This window comes from Paucibacter sp. XJ19-41 (assembly GCF_028462495.1).
In the GTDB taxonomy this organism is placed as follows: domain Bacteria; phylum Pseudomonadota; class Gammaproteobacteria; order Burkholderiales; family Burkholderiaceae_C; genus Roseateles_E.
In genome coordinates this window covers 56,193-71,769 of sequence record NZ_JAQOWX010000015.1, presented here as the reverse complement: position 1 = coordinate 71,769, position 15,577 = coordinate 56,193, and the positions used below count along the sequence as shown (strand labels likewise).

Here is a 15,577-nt window from a genome sequence, read left to right as displayed (position 1 = left end):
CGTTCGGGCGGCGGCGGCTTCGGTGGCGGCGGTGGCCGTTCCGGTGGCGGCGGCTTCGGCGGCGGCGGCGGTGGTGGTGGTTACGGCGGCGGTGGCGGCGGTGGCCGTTCCGGCGGTGGCGGCTACGGCGGTGGCGGCGGTGGCCGTTCCGGCGGTGGCGGCTTCGGCGGTGGCAACCGCGGTGGCTACTGAGCTGCACTGCAGGCATGAATGACAAAGGCGCCCTCGGGCGCCTTTTCTTTTTTCCGCTGCGCGTCATGGAAGGCCCCAGCCGGCCGTCATGTCCATAAGCGGGCCATATCGGCCCGCTGCCACCACGAGGACCACGCCATGCATGACTATCTGATGCTCTTGCACGAAACCCCGGCCGACCAGCCGACCATGAGCGAGGACGAGTTGCGCGCGCTGATCCAGCGCTACAGCGACTGGGCCGAGACGCTGCGCCAGCAGGGCCGGCTCAGCGCCGGCCACAAGCTCTGCGATGACGGCGGGCGCCAGCTGCGCCGCCCCGGCGCCCAGCTGCTGGCCAGCGACGGGCCCTGGGCCGAGGCCAAGGACGTGATCGGCGGCCTCTTCATCATCCGGGCCGAGAGTCTGGCCGAAGCCGAGGCCCTGGCCGCCACCTGCCCGCACCTGGGCGGCAGCAGCTGGATCACGCTGCGTCAGATTGAAGCCCTCTGACTTTGATCAGCTGGTCAGGCGCGAGTTCCCGCGCCTGACCGCCCAGCTGCTGCACGGCCTGGGCCTGGCCCATATCGCCGTGGCCGAGGACGCGCTGCAGACCGCGTTGCTGCGCGCCGCGCGGCTCTGGCCCCTGCAAGGCTGGCCGGATAACCCGGCCGGCTGGCTCTACCGCGTGGCCTGGCGTGCAGCGGTGGATCAGCTGCGCCACGAAGCGCCGCTGCGGCCGCTGGATGAGGCTGCCGACTGGCCCGACCCGCGAGCAAGCGCCGGCGAGCGCTTTGCCGCCGAGCTCGATGATGAAGAACTCCAGCTGCTGTTCGCCTGCTGCCACCCGGCGCTGCCGCTGGCCAGCCAGGTCGCGCTGGCGCTGCGCTTGCTGACCGGCCTGCCGCTGCGGACCATAGCCGCCGGCCTGTTGTGTGGTGACGCCGCGCTTGCTCAGCGCCTGGCGCGCGCCCGTCAACTGCTGGCCACGCAAGACCTGGCCCTGCCGCCGCCAACCGAGCTGGCGGCGCGCCGCGCAGCCGTGCTGGCAACGCTTTACCTGATGTTCAACGAGGGCTACCAGAGCGCCGGCCAGGGCCCTGCGGTGATCACCAAGGAATTGTGCTGGGAGGCGATCCGGCTGGCGCGCGCTCTGGCCGCCCACCCCAGCAGCGCGGCCGCCGAGGCCGACGCCTTGGCCGCCCTCTTGCTGCTGCATGGCGCGCGCCTGGACGGCCGGCTCGATGCGATGGGCGATCTGGTACGGCTGCCGGAGCAATCGCGTGGCCGCTGGGACCGCCGCATGGTGGAGATGGGCCTGCGCCATCTGCAGCAGGCCGCACGGGGTCAGGTCTTGAGCAGCTATCACCTGCAGGCCTGCATCGCCGCCGAGCATGCCCGCGCGCCCAGCTGGGAGGCGACCGACTGGGCCCAGGTACAGCACTACTACGAAGCGCTGCTGGCGCTGGACGGCTCGTCCTCTGCACGCCTGGGCCATGCGGTGGCACTGGCGCATACCGAGGGGCCGGCGGCCGCCCTGGCCCGGCTGGATCAGGACTGGCCTCAGATGGGCGAGCAGCCCATGCCCTATGCCTGGGCCGCGCGGGCGCAATGGCGGCAGGCCTTGGGCCGGCTGGACCAGGCCCGCGCCGACTATGCCGAGGCGCTGCGGCGCGCCCGCCATCCCGCCGAGCAGCGCCAGCTCCAGGCCCTGCTCGACGCTTGCGGCTGATCAGTGCCCCTGGCGATGCTTGCGCGGCCGGCCGGCCAGCAGCTTGTCGAACAGCGCGTTCGGCAGGGCCCGCATCAGCTTGGCGACCACGCCCATCTGCCAGGGGATCACGCGGTAGCTGGCGCCGGCGGCGATGGCCTCAAAGGCGCGTGCCGCGAAATCGTCCGGCTGCATCAGGAAGGGCATGCTGTAGCGGTTCTGGCGCGTCAGCGGCGTGTCGATATAGCCCGGCGAGATCGTCACGACCTTGACACCGAAGGGCCGGCATTCGCCGCGCAGGCTCTCACAATAGCTGATCACCGCCGCCTTGCTGGAGCAGTAGGCCGCATGGCCGGGCAGGCCNCCGAAGGGCCGGCATTCGCCGCGCAGGCTCTCACAATAGCTGATCACCGCCGCCTTGCTGGAGCAGTAGGCCGCATGGCCGGGCAGGCCGCGGATGCCGGCCACGCTGCCTATGCCCACCAGCGCGCCGCTGCCGCGCGCCAGCATCGCCGCGACAAAGGGCTGGAAGGTGGCGGCCAGGCCGATATTGTTGGTCTCGTAGATCTGCCGCATCACCTCGATGTCCGCCAGCTCGGCGCTGTCCATGCCGATGCTGATGCCGGCATTGGCAATCACGACGTCGGGCAGGCCCTGGGTCGCGATGCAGGCGCGGCCGGCGCCGGTGATGGCGGCGACATCCCGCACATCGGCGCCGTAGACCGCCCAGCGCTCGGGGGCCAGGTCTTGCGCCTGGGCCCAGATACGCAGTTCGTCAACGCGCCGCGCCACCAGGGCCAAGCGCCAGCCGGCGCGGTAGTACTGCAGCGCCAGGGCCTGGCCGATGCCGCTGGAGGCGCCCGTGATATAGACCAGTTTCATGGTGCTGCGACGCGCTTGCGCGCGCCAGGCGGATCGAAACGGGCGCTGCTGCGGCCGCCAAAGCCCAGCTTGCCGCTCAGATGGTCGTACTCGAACGAGGCCGCACGCACCTCGCCGCCGGCATAGCGCAGCACAACCGGCAGATGCGAGCGCAGTTTCTCGCTGCCCAGCAAGGCATGCAAAAACTCGCCGCGCACTTCCAGCGCCGGCCGCTCGGCCAGCCCGCCCTCACGCAGCGGCTCGAAGCGCTGCACCGTGACATCGCCCAGCAGCTGCATCTCGCTGCCGTCGCCGTTGCCGACGGCACGCCGGGCGGTGGCCAGCAGCAGCGCGCCGTCGGCCGCGAAGGCGCGCAGGCGCACGCCGTCAATCTCCAGCGTATCGGTATCGGGGTAGTGGCGCATCTCACTGCCCTCGACCCGAAAGCGCAGCGCGCCGGTGGCGTCGAAGCGCTGCAGCTCGAAGCCCTGCATGCGGTAGTCGGGCACATGGCGCGGCGGCACTGGCTCCATCGGCCCGTCCAGCAGCGGCGTGTTCTTGACCAGCCACCAGGTGCCGGCGGCCAGAAAGGCCATCAAGAGCAGGGGCAGATAGGCCGAGGCCAGCGACTGCAGCCGCCACAGCCAGCTTTGCGGCAGACGGCGCCGGCTCGGCGCCGGCGGCGGGGCCAGAGTCACCATCAGGGATGGCCCCCGTCCAGGGTCTCGAGATGGCTGCTCAGCAGGGCCTGGTAGCGGCCGGCCGCCATCAGCAGCAGATCGCAGCATTCGCGCGCCGCGCCATGGCCGCCGAGCGCGGCGGTGATGTGGTGGGCCACGGCCCGCACCTCGGCATGGGCCTGGGCCGGTGCGCAGGCGAAGCCGGCGCGCGTCATCAGAGGCAGGTCGGGCCAGTCATCGCCCATCGCGGCGACCTCGGGCCAGTCCAGGCCCAGCTGGTCCAGCAGCGGCTGGGCCACGGCCAGCTTGTTCTTGGCGCCATAGACGGCATGCCGGAGCCCCAGGTCGGCGACGCGGCGGCGCACCGCCGGCGAATCGCGGCCGGTGATGATGATGGGGGTGATGCCGCCCTGGTCCAGCAGCTTCAGGCCGTGGCCATCGAGCGTCGAAAAGGCCTTGAAGCTCTCGCCCTGCTCGCCGATATAGATGCGGCCGTCGGTCAGCACGCCGTCGACATCGAAGATCGCGGCCTTGATGGCAAGACCCGGCCCCTGGGCCTTGAGCAGCAGCTCGGGGGGAAATTGCAAGCTGGCCCGCATCAGATCACCTTCGCCTGCATCAGGTCGTTGATGCTGATCGCACCGACCAGGCGCTGCTGGGCGTCGACCGCCAGCACCAGCGTAATGCGCGCGCTCTCCATCAGGTCGGCGGCGTCGACCGCCAGCGCGTCGGCCGAGACCGTGCGCGGGTGCTTGGACGCCACCTCGCCGGCCTTCAGCGCGCGCAGGTCTTCGCCACGCTCGATCAGGCGGCGCAGATCGCCGTCGGTGAAGATGCCCAGCACCTGGCGGTCGGCATCGACGACGACAGCCGCGCCCAGGCCCTTGGCCGACATCGTGCGCATCATCTCGCTGAAGCTGGCCTCGGGTGCCACGGCCGGCAGTGCCTCGCCGCTGCGCATCAGGTCGTGCACATGGGTCAGCAGCTTGCGGCCCAGCGCACCGCCCGGGTGGGAGCGGGCGAAGTCTTCTTCCTTGAAGCCGCGCGCGTCCAGCAGGGCCACGGCCAGCGCGTCGCCCAGCGCCATCTGGGCGGTGGTGCTGGCGGTGGGCGCCAGGTTCAGCGGGCAGGCCTCCTGGTCGACCTTGCTGTCGAGCACGAAGTCGGCGTGCCGTGCCAGGCTGGAGGTGGCGCCGCCGGTCATCGCGATGATGACGACACCCAGGCGCTTGAGCACCGGCAGGATGGCGTTGAGCTCGTCGCTCTCGCCCGAGTTGGACAGGGCCAGCACCACGTCCTTGGTCGTGACCATGCCCAGATCGCCATGGCTGGCCTCGGCCGGGTGGACGAACAGCGCCGGCGTGCCGGTCGAGGACAGCGTGGCGGCGATCTTGCGGCCGACATGGCCGCTCTTGCCCATGCCCATCACCGCGACCCGGCCGGAGCAGTCCATCACGGCTTGCACGGCGGCCGAGAACGAGGGGCCCAGACGGGGCAGCAGGCCGGTCAGCGCGGCGGCCTCGATCTGCAGCGTCTGCCGGGCCATGGCCAGGGCGCGCGCGGCGTCAAAGGGCGGGGAATGCGTCATCCGGCCAGTGTAGCGGCGGCGCCGGGCGCTGTAGTGGCCGGCTATTACCCATCGCAGGGCGCGCGTTTCCACAATCGGCACGACGGCATCCGCCGTCGCCAAACAGGAGACTGTCGATGAGCGCGAAGAAACTGCTGCTGCTGGCCGGCGACTATGTCGAGGACTACGAGATCATGGTGCCCTTCCAGGCCCTGCTGGCCGTGGGCCACCGGGTCGATGCGGTCTGCCCCGGCAAGGTGGCCGGCGACCATGTGCTGACGGCCATCCACGATTTCGAGGGCGCCCAGACCTATTCCGAGAAGCCCGGCCACCGCTTCACGCTCAACGCCACCTTTGCCGATGTCCGGCCCGAGGACTATGACGGCCTGGTGATCCCGGGCGGCCGCGCCCCCGAGTACCTGCGCACCGTGCCCGGCGTGGTCGCCCTGGTCCAGCACTTTGCCCGCGCCGACAAGCCGATCGCGGCGATCTGCCATGGCGCCCAGCTGCTGGCCGCCGCCGGCGTGATACGCGGCAGAAAAGTCTCGGCCTATCCGGCCTGCGCACCCGAGGTCGAGCTGGCCGGCGCCAGCTATGCCCAGATCCCGGTCGACCAGGCCGTCACCGACGGCCGCCTGGTCACCGCGCCGGCCTGGCCGGCCCACCCGGCCTGGATCGCGCAATTCCTGGCGGTGCTGGGCACGCGCATCGAGCTTTGACGCAGAATCGTCCACGCCCTCAGGAGCCGACCATGTGCGAAGTCTTCATCAGCGCCAACCCCGAGTCCTATGAGTCGCGCACCCGCTCGCTGCGCCTGCACGGCGTGGTCACCAGCATCCGGCTCGAGAACCTGCACTGGGAGGTGCTGGAGGAGATCGGCGCGCGCGACGGCATGGGCGTGACCCAGCTGATCGAGAAGCTCTACGACGAGCTGGTGCAGGCGCGCGGCGCGGTCGGCAACTTCGCGTCCTTTCTGCGGGTCAGCGCGCTGCGCTACATGGCCTTGCAGGCGCGCCAGCGCATTCCCGTCGATCTGGCGGTGCCGATCCGCTCGCTCGATGCCCGGCAGGTCTTGCAGGACCTGCCGGACAGCTGGGCCCGGCGGCCGCAGCGGGTGGATCTGGCCTAGGCCGGCTGCGCCAGCGCTGCGGCCGCCAGTGCCATCGCCTGGTCCGCCAGCGCCGCATCGGCGCCCGCCACCTGGGCGGCCACCGTCAGGCCTTCGCCGATCAGGAACAGCGTGGCGGCCGCCCGGGCCGGCGCGGCCAGCCCGGCCTCCTCACACAGGCGCTGCAGATAGTCGCGCAGGCTCTTCTTGTGCTCGGCCGCGATCACATGGGCCGGATCGGCCGCATCCGCATACTCGGCGGCGGCATTGATGAAGGCGCAGCCGCAGAAATCGGGCTCGCGGCTCCAGCCGCAGACAAAGTCGATATAGGCCAGCGGCCGCTGCTGCGTCGGCCGGCGCTCGACATGGGCGCGTATCCGGGCCAGCAGCAGCTCGTGGCGGGCCCGCAGCGCGGCATGCACCAGAGCCTCCTTGGTCGGGAAATAGCGGTACAGCGTCTTCTTCGTCAGCTCGCCCTCGCGGCTCAGTTGGTCAACGCCGGTGGCATGAAACCCCTGGCGGTAGAACAGCTGCATCGCTCGCTGGACCAGATGCTCGGCCTTGCTCATGCGTGTCTGACTCCTGTTTGGCAAGAGTGCCAGTATCGGCCCGACGGGGTCGCAAGTAAACCGATCGGTTGACTTAGGTATACCGATCTGTTTACCATTGCGCTCATCGATGCCACCGGAGCCAAGCCATGCCCTCGTTTCTTGCGCGCCTCAAGCGACTGCCGGCCTCGCGTGCACCCGCCAGTCCGCCGCCCGCCTTCGTCCTGTGGTCGGCACTGGGCGCGATGCTGGCGATCGCGCTGACCGGCTGGCTGACCCAGGCCAGCGGCTACCCCTGGCAGATGGCCCCGTTCGGCGCCAGCTGCGTGCTGGCCTTCGGCCTGCCCGACAGCCCGCTGGCCCAGCCGCGCAGCATTGTGGGCGGCCATCTGGTGGCCAGCTTGGTCGGGCTGCTGGTCATGCTGGTGCTGGGCGATAGCTGGTGGGCGGCGGGGATTGCCGTGGGCCTGGCGCTGGCGCTGATGCAGATCACCCGGACCGTACACGCGCCGGCCGGCGCCGACCCGCTGGTGGTGTTCGCCAGCCAGGCCGGCGCCACATTTCTGCTGACGCCGGTGCTGGCCGGCTCGCTGGCCATCGTGCTGGTGGCCTTGCTGGTCAACAACTTGCGCCAGCGCGGCAGCTATCCGCGCTACTGGAGCTAGCGGCCCGGTCGGGCCGCAAGCTTCAGGGGTACAGACCCCGCTCTTCCCGGGCTTCCAGCACCCGTGTGCAGGCGACGACGAAGGCCGCCGTGCGCAGCGGGATGCGGTGCTGCTCGGAGGTTTCCCAGATGTGCTTGAAGGCACCGGTGATGATCTTGTCCAGACGGACATTGATCTCGTCCTCGGTCCAGAAGAAGCTGCTGAAGTCCTGCACCCACTCGAAGTAGGACACGGTCACGCCGCCCGAGTTGGCGATCACGTCAGGAACAACCACGATGCCGCGGTCGGCCAGCACGGCGTCGCCGTCCGGCGTGGTCGGGCCGTTGGCGCCTTCCAGCACCAGCCGGGTCTGCAGGCCCTCGGCGCGCGAAGCGGTGATCTGGCCTTCCAGTGCGGCCGGGATCAGCACATCGCTGCGCACCTTCCAGAAATCGTCATTGGCAATCGCATCGCCGCCGGCAAAACCGCCGACGCCGCCGGTCTTGGCCACATGGTCGAGCAGGTTCGTCATGTCGAAGCCCGACTCGTTCAGGATGGTGCCGGTATGGTCCTGCACCGCGACGATCTTGGCGCCGTTGGCGGCGAACAGCTTGGCGGCGATCGAGCCGACATTGCCGAAGCCCTGCACCGCGATGCGGGCGTTATCCATCGGTATGTTGAGGCGGCGCATCGCCTCGCGGCCAATCACGAACACGCCGCGTCCGGTGGCCTGCACGCGGCCCAGCGAGCCGCCCAGCGGGATCGGCTTGCCGGTGACGACACCGGTGGCGGTGGCCCCGGTGTTCATCGAGTAGGTGTCCATCATCCAGGCCATGATCTGGCCGTTGGTGTTGACGTCGGGGGCCGGGATGTCCTGCTGCGGGCCGATGATGATGCCGATCTCGCTGGTGTAACGGCGCGTCATCTTCTCCAGCTCTTTGAGCGACAGCTGCTTGGGATCGACACGGATGCCGCCCTTGGCGCCGCCGTAGGGCAGGTTGACCGCCGCGTTCTTGATCGTCATCCAGGCCGACAGCGCCATCACCTCTTCCAGCGTGACGTCGGGGTGGTAGCGCACGCCGCCCTTGCCGGGGCCGCGGGTCAGGCTGTGCTGGACGCGGTAGCCCTCGAAGTGGGCGATGGTGCCGTTGTCCAGCTCGATGGGGATGTCGACGATCAGCGCGCGCTTGGGTCGGCGCAGCGTCTCGACCCAGCGTGCCAGATGACCCAGGTAGGGTTCAACGGCGTCGATCTGGGACAGATAGGTACCCCAGGGACTGTTGCGCGTGGGCGAGACAAAGGACAGATTGGGCATGTAATGCTCCGGTAACTTTTCGGTGGCGCGAACGGTATCGCGAACCCGGCTCGCCACGCCAGCGATTCCAAAGCCGAGTGCACATGCGGCCATGCGGCGAACGCATAGACATCAAAAGTGTGCGCCGTATGCCTTGTTTGGGCAAGGTTGTTGCCGGGATGCCCACTCAGAAATGCCCCAATACCCCCAGCCGACGCGCCCGCCGCTCCAGCACGCCGTAGATCAGCAGACCGGCCAGCAGATAGGCCAGCGAATTCAGCGCGATCCAGCCGAACACGCTGGCCGGCAGCGCGGCGCCGGCGGCCGAGGCGCGCGCCGCCGCCGCGCCCAGCGCATAGGGCAGCAAGGCCTGGGCATTGATCGGGTAGGCGGGCAGGGCCACCAGGCCGATCACGGCCGGGTAGCAGACCACCAGCAGTAGCTCGGCCTTCTTGACCAGCAGCAGCAGGCCGCCCAGCGCATAGCCAACACCGATCAGCGCCGGCACCGCCAGCAGCGCCGCCGCCAGCACCGGGCCGTGGCTGATCTGCAGCCGGCCGCCCGCCAGCCATTCGGCCAGCCACAGGGTCAGCCCCAGCATCAGCAGCCCGCCCAGCAGCTTCAGCAGGGCGCGCAGGCTCAGCAAGGCCCAGAGCGGCAGCGGCCCCAGGCTGAGCTGCTCCAGGCTGCGCTGCTCGGTCTCCTCCTGCACATCCTGGCAGACGCTGCCAAAGGCCGAGGCCGCGAACAGCCACAGCACAAAGCCGACGATCAAGCCATCGGCCTCACCCGAGGCCAGCGCGCTGCCGTTGACCGAGAGCACGGCATAGAGCAGGCCGCCGAACAGGCTCAGCAGCAGGCCCAGGCCCAGCAGGCCCTCGAACCAGTAGCGCCGCTGCAGATAGAAGGCTCGACGCAATTCATTGGCCAGATGGCGCGGCCAGCGGCTCAGCATGACGAGGCCTCCGCCGCACCGACCAGGCTCAGATACTTGTCGCGCAGCGCGATGCGGCGCAGCTCCAGCCCATGGCTGGCCGCCAGCTGGGGCAGCAGGGCGGCCAGCAGCGCGCAGGCCTGGGCCTGGTCGCGCAGCGGCAGTTGCCAGACGCCCGGCGTCTCGGCCGCCTGCCAAGCCAGCGGGCCCAGGTCCAGCGGCAGGGCCGGCAGCACGGCGTCGGACGGCTGCAGGCGCAGCACATATTCATGCTCCAGGCGCAGGAACTCGGCCTTGCTGCCGTCGAACACCTTCTCGCCCTGCTTGATACAGACGATGCGCGAGCACAGGCGCTCGATGAAGTGCAGATCGTGCGAGCTGATCAGAAAGGCGCTGCCCTGGGCGGCCGCATGGCGCACCAGGGCTTCGAGCCGCTCGACGCCGAACAGGTCCAGGCCCAGGGTCGGCTCGTCCAGCAGGGCCAGTGCCGGCTTGTGTATCAGCACGCCCAGCAGCGCAGCGCGCAGCTTGTTGCCGGTGGACAGCTGGCGCAGCGGCGAATGCACATCAGGGATTTCCAGCAGCGCGGCCAGTGCGTCGAAATGCGCGCGCTCGAAGTGGGCCTCGCGCAGCGCACAGAAGTAGCGCGCGTTCTCCAGGGTCGACAGGCGCTCGTAGCCGGCGCCGCGCCCTTCCAGCAGAACCCCGAACTCACGCAGATGCGGGCCCTGGCGGCCGGCGGCCAGGGCCCGGCCGCGCCAGCCGAGGCTGCCGCCGTCGGCGCCGCACAGGCCGGTCAGCAGCTTGATGCAGCTGGTCTTGCCCGAACCATTGGGCCCCAGCAGGCCGACGATCTCGCCGGCCGCCAGGCTCAGCGAAAAGTTGCGCAGCGCCGCAATCTCGCGGCCCGCGCGCCGGTAGGTCTTGCTGGCGCCGTCCAGGCGCAGCAAGGGCTCGTCCGTGACGCTCATCTTGGTCTTCACTCCCTGCCTCATCTCGTGCGCACACTGGCGCGGATGCTTGTACGGCGGAATATGCACGCGCCGTCTGAACACTGCATGAAGACCGGCCGGCGCCGCCCGGGCACCGCTTAACATGAAGCCATGATCACCTCGCTGGACCTTGCCCTGCTCTATCTCGTGGCCGCCGTGCTGGGTGTCGTGATCTGCCGCTCGCTGAAGCTGCCGCCGATGCTGGGTTATCTGGCGGTGGGGGTGCTGATCGGGCCAAACGCGCTGGCCCTGGCCGGCGACACCTCCAGCATCCGCTACCTGGCCGAGTTCGGCGTGGTGTTCCTGATGTTCGTGATCGGGCTGGAGTTCAATCTGCCCAAGCTGCGCAGCATGCGCTCGCTGGTGTTCGGCCTGGGCCTGCTGCAGGTGCTGCTGACCGTTGTCGGCACGGTGGCAGGGCACTACCTGCTGCAAGCCGGCTTTGCCTATTTCGGCCGCGAGTGGGAGCTGAGCTGGCAGGGCTCGCTGGTGCTGGGCGCCGCGATGGCGATGAGCTCGACGGCCATCGTCGTCAAGCTGATGGCCGAGCGGCTGGAGCTGGAGAGCGAGCATGGCAAGCGCGTGATGGGCGTGCTGCTGTTCCAGGATCTGGCCGTGGTGCCGCTCTTGGTGATGATCCCGGCGCTGAACAGCAGCGGCGGCGCGATGGCGGTCTCGCTGGGCTGGGCCACCTTGAAGGCGGCGGTGCTGCTGGGCATCCTGCTGGTTGGCGGTCAGAAGGTGATGCGTTGGTGGCTGACCCTGGTGGCGCGGCGCAAGAGCGAAGAGCTGTTCATGCTGAATCTGCTGCTGGTGACGCTGGGCCTGGCCTGGCTGACCGAGCACGCGGGCTTGTCGCTCGCGCTGGGCGCTTTTGTCGCCGGCATGCTGATCGCCGAGACCGAATACAAGCATCAGGTCGAGACCGATATCCGGCCCTTCCACGATGTGCTCTTGGGCCTGTTCTTCATCACCATAGGCATGAAGCTGGACTGGCGGCCGGTGCTGGAGCAATGGCATCTGGTCTTTCTGCTGACCTTGGCGCCGACCCTGGCCAAGTTCGTGCTGGTGGCGGGGCTGGCGCGGCTGTTCAAGGCGCCGGCAGGCGTGTCGCTGCGCACCGGCCTGTATCTGGCCCAGGCCGGCGAGTTCGGCTTCGTGCTGCTGACCTTGGGCGCCCAGCACCAGCTGATCGCGCCGCAATGGGTCAGCCCAGTGCTGGCCAGCATGGTCTTGTCGATGCTGGCCACGCCGTTTTTGATCATGTACAGCAACCGCATCGTGATGAAGCTGTCCAGCAGCGACTGGATGATGCAGTCGCTGCAGCTGACCAGCATCGCCAAGAAGGCGATCAAGGCCGACGCCCATGTGATCATCTGTGGCTACGGCCGCAGCGGCCAGAACCTGGCCCGGCTGCTGGAGGGCGAGCACATCCCCTATATGGCGCTGGACCTGGACCCGGACCGGGTGCGCCAGGCGGCGGCGGCCGGCCAGAGCGTGGTGTTCGGCGACGCGGCACGGCTGCAAAGCCTGATGGCCGCCGGCCTGGCACGCGCCAGCGCCGTGGTCGTCACCTATCACGACACGCCCTCGGCGCTGAAGATCCTGCAGCTGGTGCGCTCGCATGCGCCCCAGGTGCCGGTGGTCGTGCGCACCATCGACGACACCGATCTGGAGAGGCTGCGCGCCGCCGGCGCCACCGAGGTAGTGCCCGAGGCGATCGAGGGCTCGCTGATGCTGGCCAGCCATGCGCTGGCCCTGGTGGGCGTGCCGATGCGGCGCGTGATCCGGCTGACCCGCGACGCCCGCGATGCCCGCTACGGCCTGCTGCGCGGCTATTTCCACGGCGCCGACGACGACAGCGCCGAGGATCGCCAGCAGGAGCGCCTGATCTCGGTCACGCTGCCCCAGGCCAGCCCCTTTGCGAAGCAGCCGCTGGAGGCCCTGGCCCTGCATGCGGTGGGCGTCGGCGTGGTCTCGCTGCGGCGCGCCAGCGGCGCGGTGGTCGCAGCCCAGGACAGCCTGCTGCTGGGCGGCGGCGACACGCTGGTGCTGTCGGGCACGCCGGAGGCGCTGGCCCTGGCCGAGGAGAAGTTGCTGCGCGGCTGAGCGGGCTCAAGTGCTGAAGGGCGGGTCCCCTGCGGGACAGCCTGCCGCCTGGGCGACAGGCGCGGGCGGCGGCTTGCGCCACACTCGCGGCACGGCAGCCAACAAGGACGCGTCACCATGAACTTCGACTACAGCCCCAAGGTCCAGGAGATGCGCGAGCGCCTGCTGGCCTTCTTCGATCAGCACATCTACCCGAACGAGCCGCGCTTCCATGCCGAGGTCGAGGCCAACCGCCGCGCCGGCAATGCCTGGCTGCCGACCACGCTGATCGAGGAACTGAAGCCGCTGGCGCGCCAGGCCGGGCTGTGGAATCTGTTCCTGCCGCAGTCGCCGCGGGCGCCGGAGGGCCTGTCCAATCTCGAGTACGCGCCGCTGTGCGAGATCATGGGCCGGGTGCATTGGGCGCCCGAGGTCTTCAACTGCTCGGCCCCGGACACCGGCAATATGGAGACCATCGCCCGCTACGGCAGCGAGGCCCACAAGGACCGCTGGCTGGAGCCGCTGCTGAAGGGCGAGATCCGCTCGGCCTTTCTGATGACCGAGCCCGAGGTGGCCTCGTCGGACGCGACCAATATCCAGTGCCGCATCGAACGCGAGGGCGATGAGTATGTGATCAACGGCACCAAGTGGTGGTCATCGGGCGCCGGCGACCCGCGCTGCGCGATCTACATCCTGATGGGCAAGACCGATCCGGGCGCCGGCAGACACGAACAGCAGTCGATGGTGCTGGTGCCGGCCGACACCCCGGGCATCACGATCAAGCGCGCGCTGTCGGTGTTCGGCTACGACGATGCGCCGCACGGCCATATGGAGATCGTGCTGAAGAATGTGCGGGTGCCGGTGGCCAACATCCTGCTCGGCGAGGGCCGCGGCTTCGAGATCGCCCAGGGCCGGTTGGGCCCCGGCCGCATCCACCACTGCATGCGCAGCATCGGCGCGGCCGAGCGGGCGCTGGAGCTGATGTGCGAGCGCGCGATTGCCCGCAGCGCCTTCGGCAAGACCATCGCCCAGCAGACCGTGACCCAGGAGCGCATCGCCGAGGCGCGCTGCAGCATCGAGCAGGCCCGGCTGCTGACCTTGAAGGCCGCCTACATGATGGACACGGTGGGTAACAAGGTGGCCAAGGCCGAGATCGCGATGATCAAGATCGTCGCGCCGACGATGGCGCTGAAGATCATCGACTGGGCGATCCAGGTCTATGGCGGCATGGGGGTCTCGCAGGACACGCCGCTGGCGATGATGTGGGCGCACCAGCGCACCCTGCGTCTGGCCGACGGCCCCGATGAGGTGCACCGCAACTCGCTGGCCAAGCTGGAGCTAGCCCGTCATATGAAGCTGCCGGCCGACAAGGTCGAGATGCCCATCACAAGAGGCGGCTGAAACAAACTCCCCCGCTAGGGGGTCTGTCGCTGCGCGGGAGGGGCCGCTAGCATCCGTCGCTTGTTCCGCAAAGCCCCACGATGCAACGCCCCAAGCTCTCCCGCGCATGGCCGCCCCTGGCTTTTGGCCTGGTGCTGGCCCTCCAGGCCACGGTGCTGATCAGCAGCCTGGGCGGCTGGGTGGACCGTGCCTGGCTGCCCTGGCTGAGCATGGCCAGTCTGGGCCTGAGCGCGCTGGTGGCCGGGCTGGCGCTGATGGCCATGGCCCATGCCCGGGCCCGCGCCGAGCGCGCCCAGCGCACGCTGGAAGAGGCCATCGACGCGCTGCCGGCCAGCGTCGAGATCTTCGACGCCCAGGACAAGCTGGTCGCCTTCAACAAGCGCCTGGTCGAGATCTATCCCCATATGCTGCGCGAGTTCGAGCGCGGCGCCAGCTTCGAGGAGCTGGCGCGCGCCTCGCTGGCCATCAAGGGCGTGCCCGAGGCGATCGGCCGCGAGGAGGAATGGCTGACCGAGCGCAAGCGCAACCGCGGCCAGCAGCGCGCGCCGCTGCTGCAGCGCGTGCATGGCGAGACCTGGCTGCGCATCTTCGAGCGCCGCACGCCCTCGGGCGGCATGGTGGGCGTGCGTCTGGAGGTCAGCGACCTGGTCCATGAGCAGCAGCGCCTGGCCGCCAGCCAGGCCCATCTGCAGGCCCTGATCAATGCGGCCACCAACGGCATCGTCACGCTGGACACCGGCGGCCATATGCTGGAGGTCAACCCCGCCTGCGCCCAGCTCTTCGGTTTCAGCGCGCCGGAGCTGCGCGGCGGCCATCTGAGCATGCTGATACAGGGCGTTCCCAGCGCCCCGCAAGACCTGACCCGGAACGCGTCACTGAGCGGCGGCAGCCAGGAGTTCAGCGCCCGCCACCGCGACGGCCGCGAGCTGGCCGTGCACCTGTCGGTGGCCGAGGTCAAGACCGCCACCACCCATCTGTTCGTCGGCATCATCACCGACTTCAGCGAGCGCAAACGCCAGGAGATGCGGCTGCGCCAGGCCAACGAGCTGCTGGCCCGCCAGTCCACCACCGACGGGCTGACCGGCGTCGGCAACCGCCGCCTGTTCGACCAGGCGCTACAGATCGAGTGGCAGCGCAGCGCCCGTTCGGGCAAGCCGCTGGCGATGCTGCTGGTCGATATCGACCATTTCAAGCAGTACAACGACCACTACGGCCATGTCGCCGGCGACGACTGCCTGCGCCGCGTCGCCACCCTGCTGCGCAGCTGCGTCGGCCGCGGCGGCGAGCCGGTGTGCCGCTACGGCGGCGAGGAGTTCGCGGTGCTGCTGGTCGACACCGATCTGGCCGGCGCCCAGGTGGTGGCCCAGCGCATCCTCGACAGCGTGCGCCTGGCCGCCATCGAGCACGCCGCCTCGCCGGTGCGCCACAGTGTCTCGCTGAGCATAGGCGTGGCAGCGCGCGTCGCCGAGGCCCAGCTGCCGGCCCTGCACCTGATTGAGCTGGCCGATGCGGCGCTCTACCAGGCCAAGCAGGCCGGGCGCGCCCGCATGGTCTGCAGTCCGCTGGTGGCCTGATTTACCA

At 69.6% G+C, this 15,577-nt stretch carries 17 protein-coding genes; 9 read left to right on the top strand and 8 right to left on the bottom strand.

The window, feature by feature from the left end:
* The 3 genes from PO768_RS06150 to PO768_RS06140 all read left to right on the top strand — a co-directional run.
* Positions 1-214: hypothetical protein (locus PO768_RS06150; protein ID WP_272645346.1), on the top strand; the 214-nt coding region annotated here is incomplete at its 5' end.
* A gap of 116 nt (positions 215-330) precedes the next feature.
* Entirely contained in the window at positions 331-681 is a 351-nt protein-coding gene (locus PO768_RS06145) for a YciI family protein (RefSeq protein ID WP_272645345.1), read from the top strand.
* A complete protein-coding gene (locus PO768_RS06140) occupies positions 668-1,900 on the top strand; it encodes an RNA polymerase sigma factor (protein ID WP_272645344.1) in 1,233 nt (410 codons plus the stop codon). The genes PO768_RS06145 and PO768_RS06140 overlap by 14 nt, the downstream gene beginning before the upstream one ends.
* Here the strand turns inward: PO768_RS06140 and PO768_RS06135 are convergent, their stop codons facing one another.
* The 4 genes from PO768_RS06135 to PO768_RS06120 are packed head-to-tail and all read right to left on the bottom strand — an operon-like array spanning position 1,901 to position 5,008.
* Positions 1,901-2,761 carry an SDR family oxidoreductase gene (locus tag PO768_RS06135; protein WP_272645343.1) on the bottom strand — a complete coding sequence of 287 codons (861 nt, stop codon included), beginning with the start codon at positions 2,759-2,761 and terminating at the stop codon, positions 1,901-1,903.
* The gene (lptC, locus tag PO768_RS06130) at positions 2,758-3,441 is read right to left on the bottom strand and encodes an LPS export ABC transporter periplasmic protein LptC (RefSeq protein ID WP_272645342.1); all 684 of its coding nucleotides are present in this window, start codon (positions 3,439-3,441) and stop codon (positions 2,758-2,760) included. The genes PO768_RS06135 and lptC overlap by 4 nt, the downstream gene beginning before the upstream one ends.
* Positions 3,441-4,019: a KdsC family phosphatase gene (locus PO768_RS06125; RefSeq protein WP_272645341.1), complete on the bottom strand. Its 579-nt coding sequence runs from the start codon at positions 4,017-4,019 to the stop codon at positions 3,441-3,443. The genes lptC and PO768_RS06125 overlap by 1 nt, the downstream gene beginning before the upstream one ends.
* The gene (locus PO768_RS06120; RefSeq protein ID WP_272645340.1) at positions 4,019-5,008 is read right to left on the bottom strand and encodes a KpsF/GutQ family sugar-phosphate isomerase; all 990 of its coding nucleotides are present in this window, start codon (positions 5,006-5,008) and stop codon (positions 4,019-4,021) included. Before PO768_RS06120 ends, PO768_RS06125 begins: the two co-directional genes overlap by 1 nt.
* A 116-nt stretch (positions 5,009-5,124) precedes the next feature.
* Between PO768_RS06120 and PO768_RS06115 the strand changes: the two genes are divergently transcribed.
* Entirely contained in the window at positions 5,125-5,706 is a 582-nt protein-coding gene (locus tag PO768_RS06115; RefSeq protein ID WP_137944931.1) for a DJ-1/PfpI family protein, read from the top strand.
* A 32-nt stretch (positions 5,707-5,738) separates the two neighbouring features.
* Entirely contained in the window at positions 5,739-6,116 is a 378-nt protein-coding gene (locus tag PO768_RS06110) for a ribbon-helix-helix domain-containing protein (RefSeq protein ID WP_137944930.1), read from the top strand.
* Here the strand turns inward: PO768_RS06110 and PO768_RS06105 are convergent.
* Positions 6,113-6,664 carry a TetR/AcrR family transcriptional regulator gene (locus PO768_RS06105; protein ID WP_272645339.1) on the bottom strand — a complete coding sequence of 184 codons (552 nt, stop codon included), beginning with the start codon at positions 6,662-6,664 and terminating at the stop codon, positions 6,113-6,115. The two genes, PO768_RS06110 and PO768_RS06105, sit on opposite strands and share 4 nt — an antisense overlap.
* 128 nt (positions 6,665-6,792) lie before the next feature.
* On the opposite strand from PO768_RS06105, the gene PO768_RS06100 reads away from it, so the two are divergent.
* The gene (locus PO768_RS06100; RefSeq protein ID WP_137944928.1) at positions 6,793-7,308 is read left to right on the top strand and encodes an HPP family protein; all 516 of its coding nucleotides are present in this window, start codon (positions 6,793-6,795) and stop codon (positions 7,306-7,308) included.
* 22 nt (positions 7,309-7,330) lie between these two features.
* Here the strand turns inward: PO768_RS06100 and PO768_RS06095 are convergent, their stop codons facing one another.
* The 3 genes from PO768_RS06095 to PO768_RS06085 all read right to left on the bottom strand — a co-directional run bounded on the left by PO768_RS06095 (position 7,331) and on the right by PO768_RS06085 (position 10,498).
* A complete protein-coding gene (locus PO768_RS06095; protein ID WP_137944927.1) occupies positions 7,331-8,602 on the bottom strand; it encodes a Glu/Leu/Phe/Val family dehydrogenase in 1,272 nt (423 codons plus the stop codon).
* 166 nt (positions 8,603-8,768) lie between these two features.
* Positions 8,769-9,536 carry a hypothetical protein gene (locus tag PO768_RS06090; protein ID WP_269839480.1) on the bottom strand — a complete coding sequence of 256 codons (768 nt, stop codon included), beginning with the start codon at positions 9,534-9,536 and terminating at the stop codon, positions 8,769-8,771.
* Positions 9,530-10,498, bottom strand: coding sequence for an ATP-binding cassette domain-containing protein (locus tag PO768_RS06085; RefSeq protein WP_272645338.1), 969 nt, complete (start codon positions 10,496-10,498; stop codon positions 9,530-9,532). Before PO768_RS06085 ends, PO768_RS06090 begins: the two co-directional genes overlap by 7 nt.
* A gap of 120 nt (positions 10,499-10,618) precedes the next feature.
* On the opposite strand from PO768_RS06085, the gene PO768_RS06080 reads away from it, so the two are divergent.
* From PO768_RS06080 to PO768_RS06070, 3 genes are all read left to right on the top strand, one after another.
* Positions 10,619-12,616, top strand: coding sequence for a cation:proton antiporter domain-containing protein (locus PO768_RS06080; RefSeq protein WP_272645337.1), 1,998 nt, complete (start codon positions 10,619-10,621; stop codon positions 12,614-12,616).
* Positions 12,617-12,733: 117 nt separating this feature from the next.
* On the top strand, positions 12,734-13,996 hold the full coding sequence (locus PO768_RS06075) for an acyl-CoA dehydrogenase family protein (RefSeq protein ID WP_262968638.1): 1,263 nt from the start codon (positions 12,734-12,736) through the stop codon (positions 13,994-13,996).
* Between the two features lie 80 nt (positions 13,997-14,076).
* Positions 14,077-15,570: a GGDEF domain-containing protein gene (locus PO768_RS06070; protein ID WP_272645336.1), complete on the top strand. Its 1,494-nt coding sequence runs from the start codon at positions 14,077-14,079 to the stop codon at positions 15,568-15,570.
* Positions 15,571-15,577: the final 7 nt, after the last annotated feature.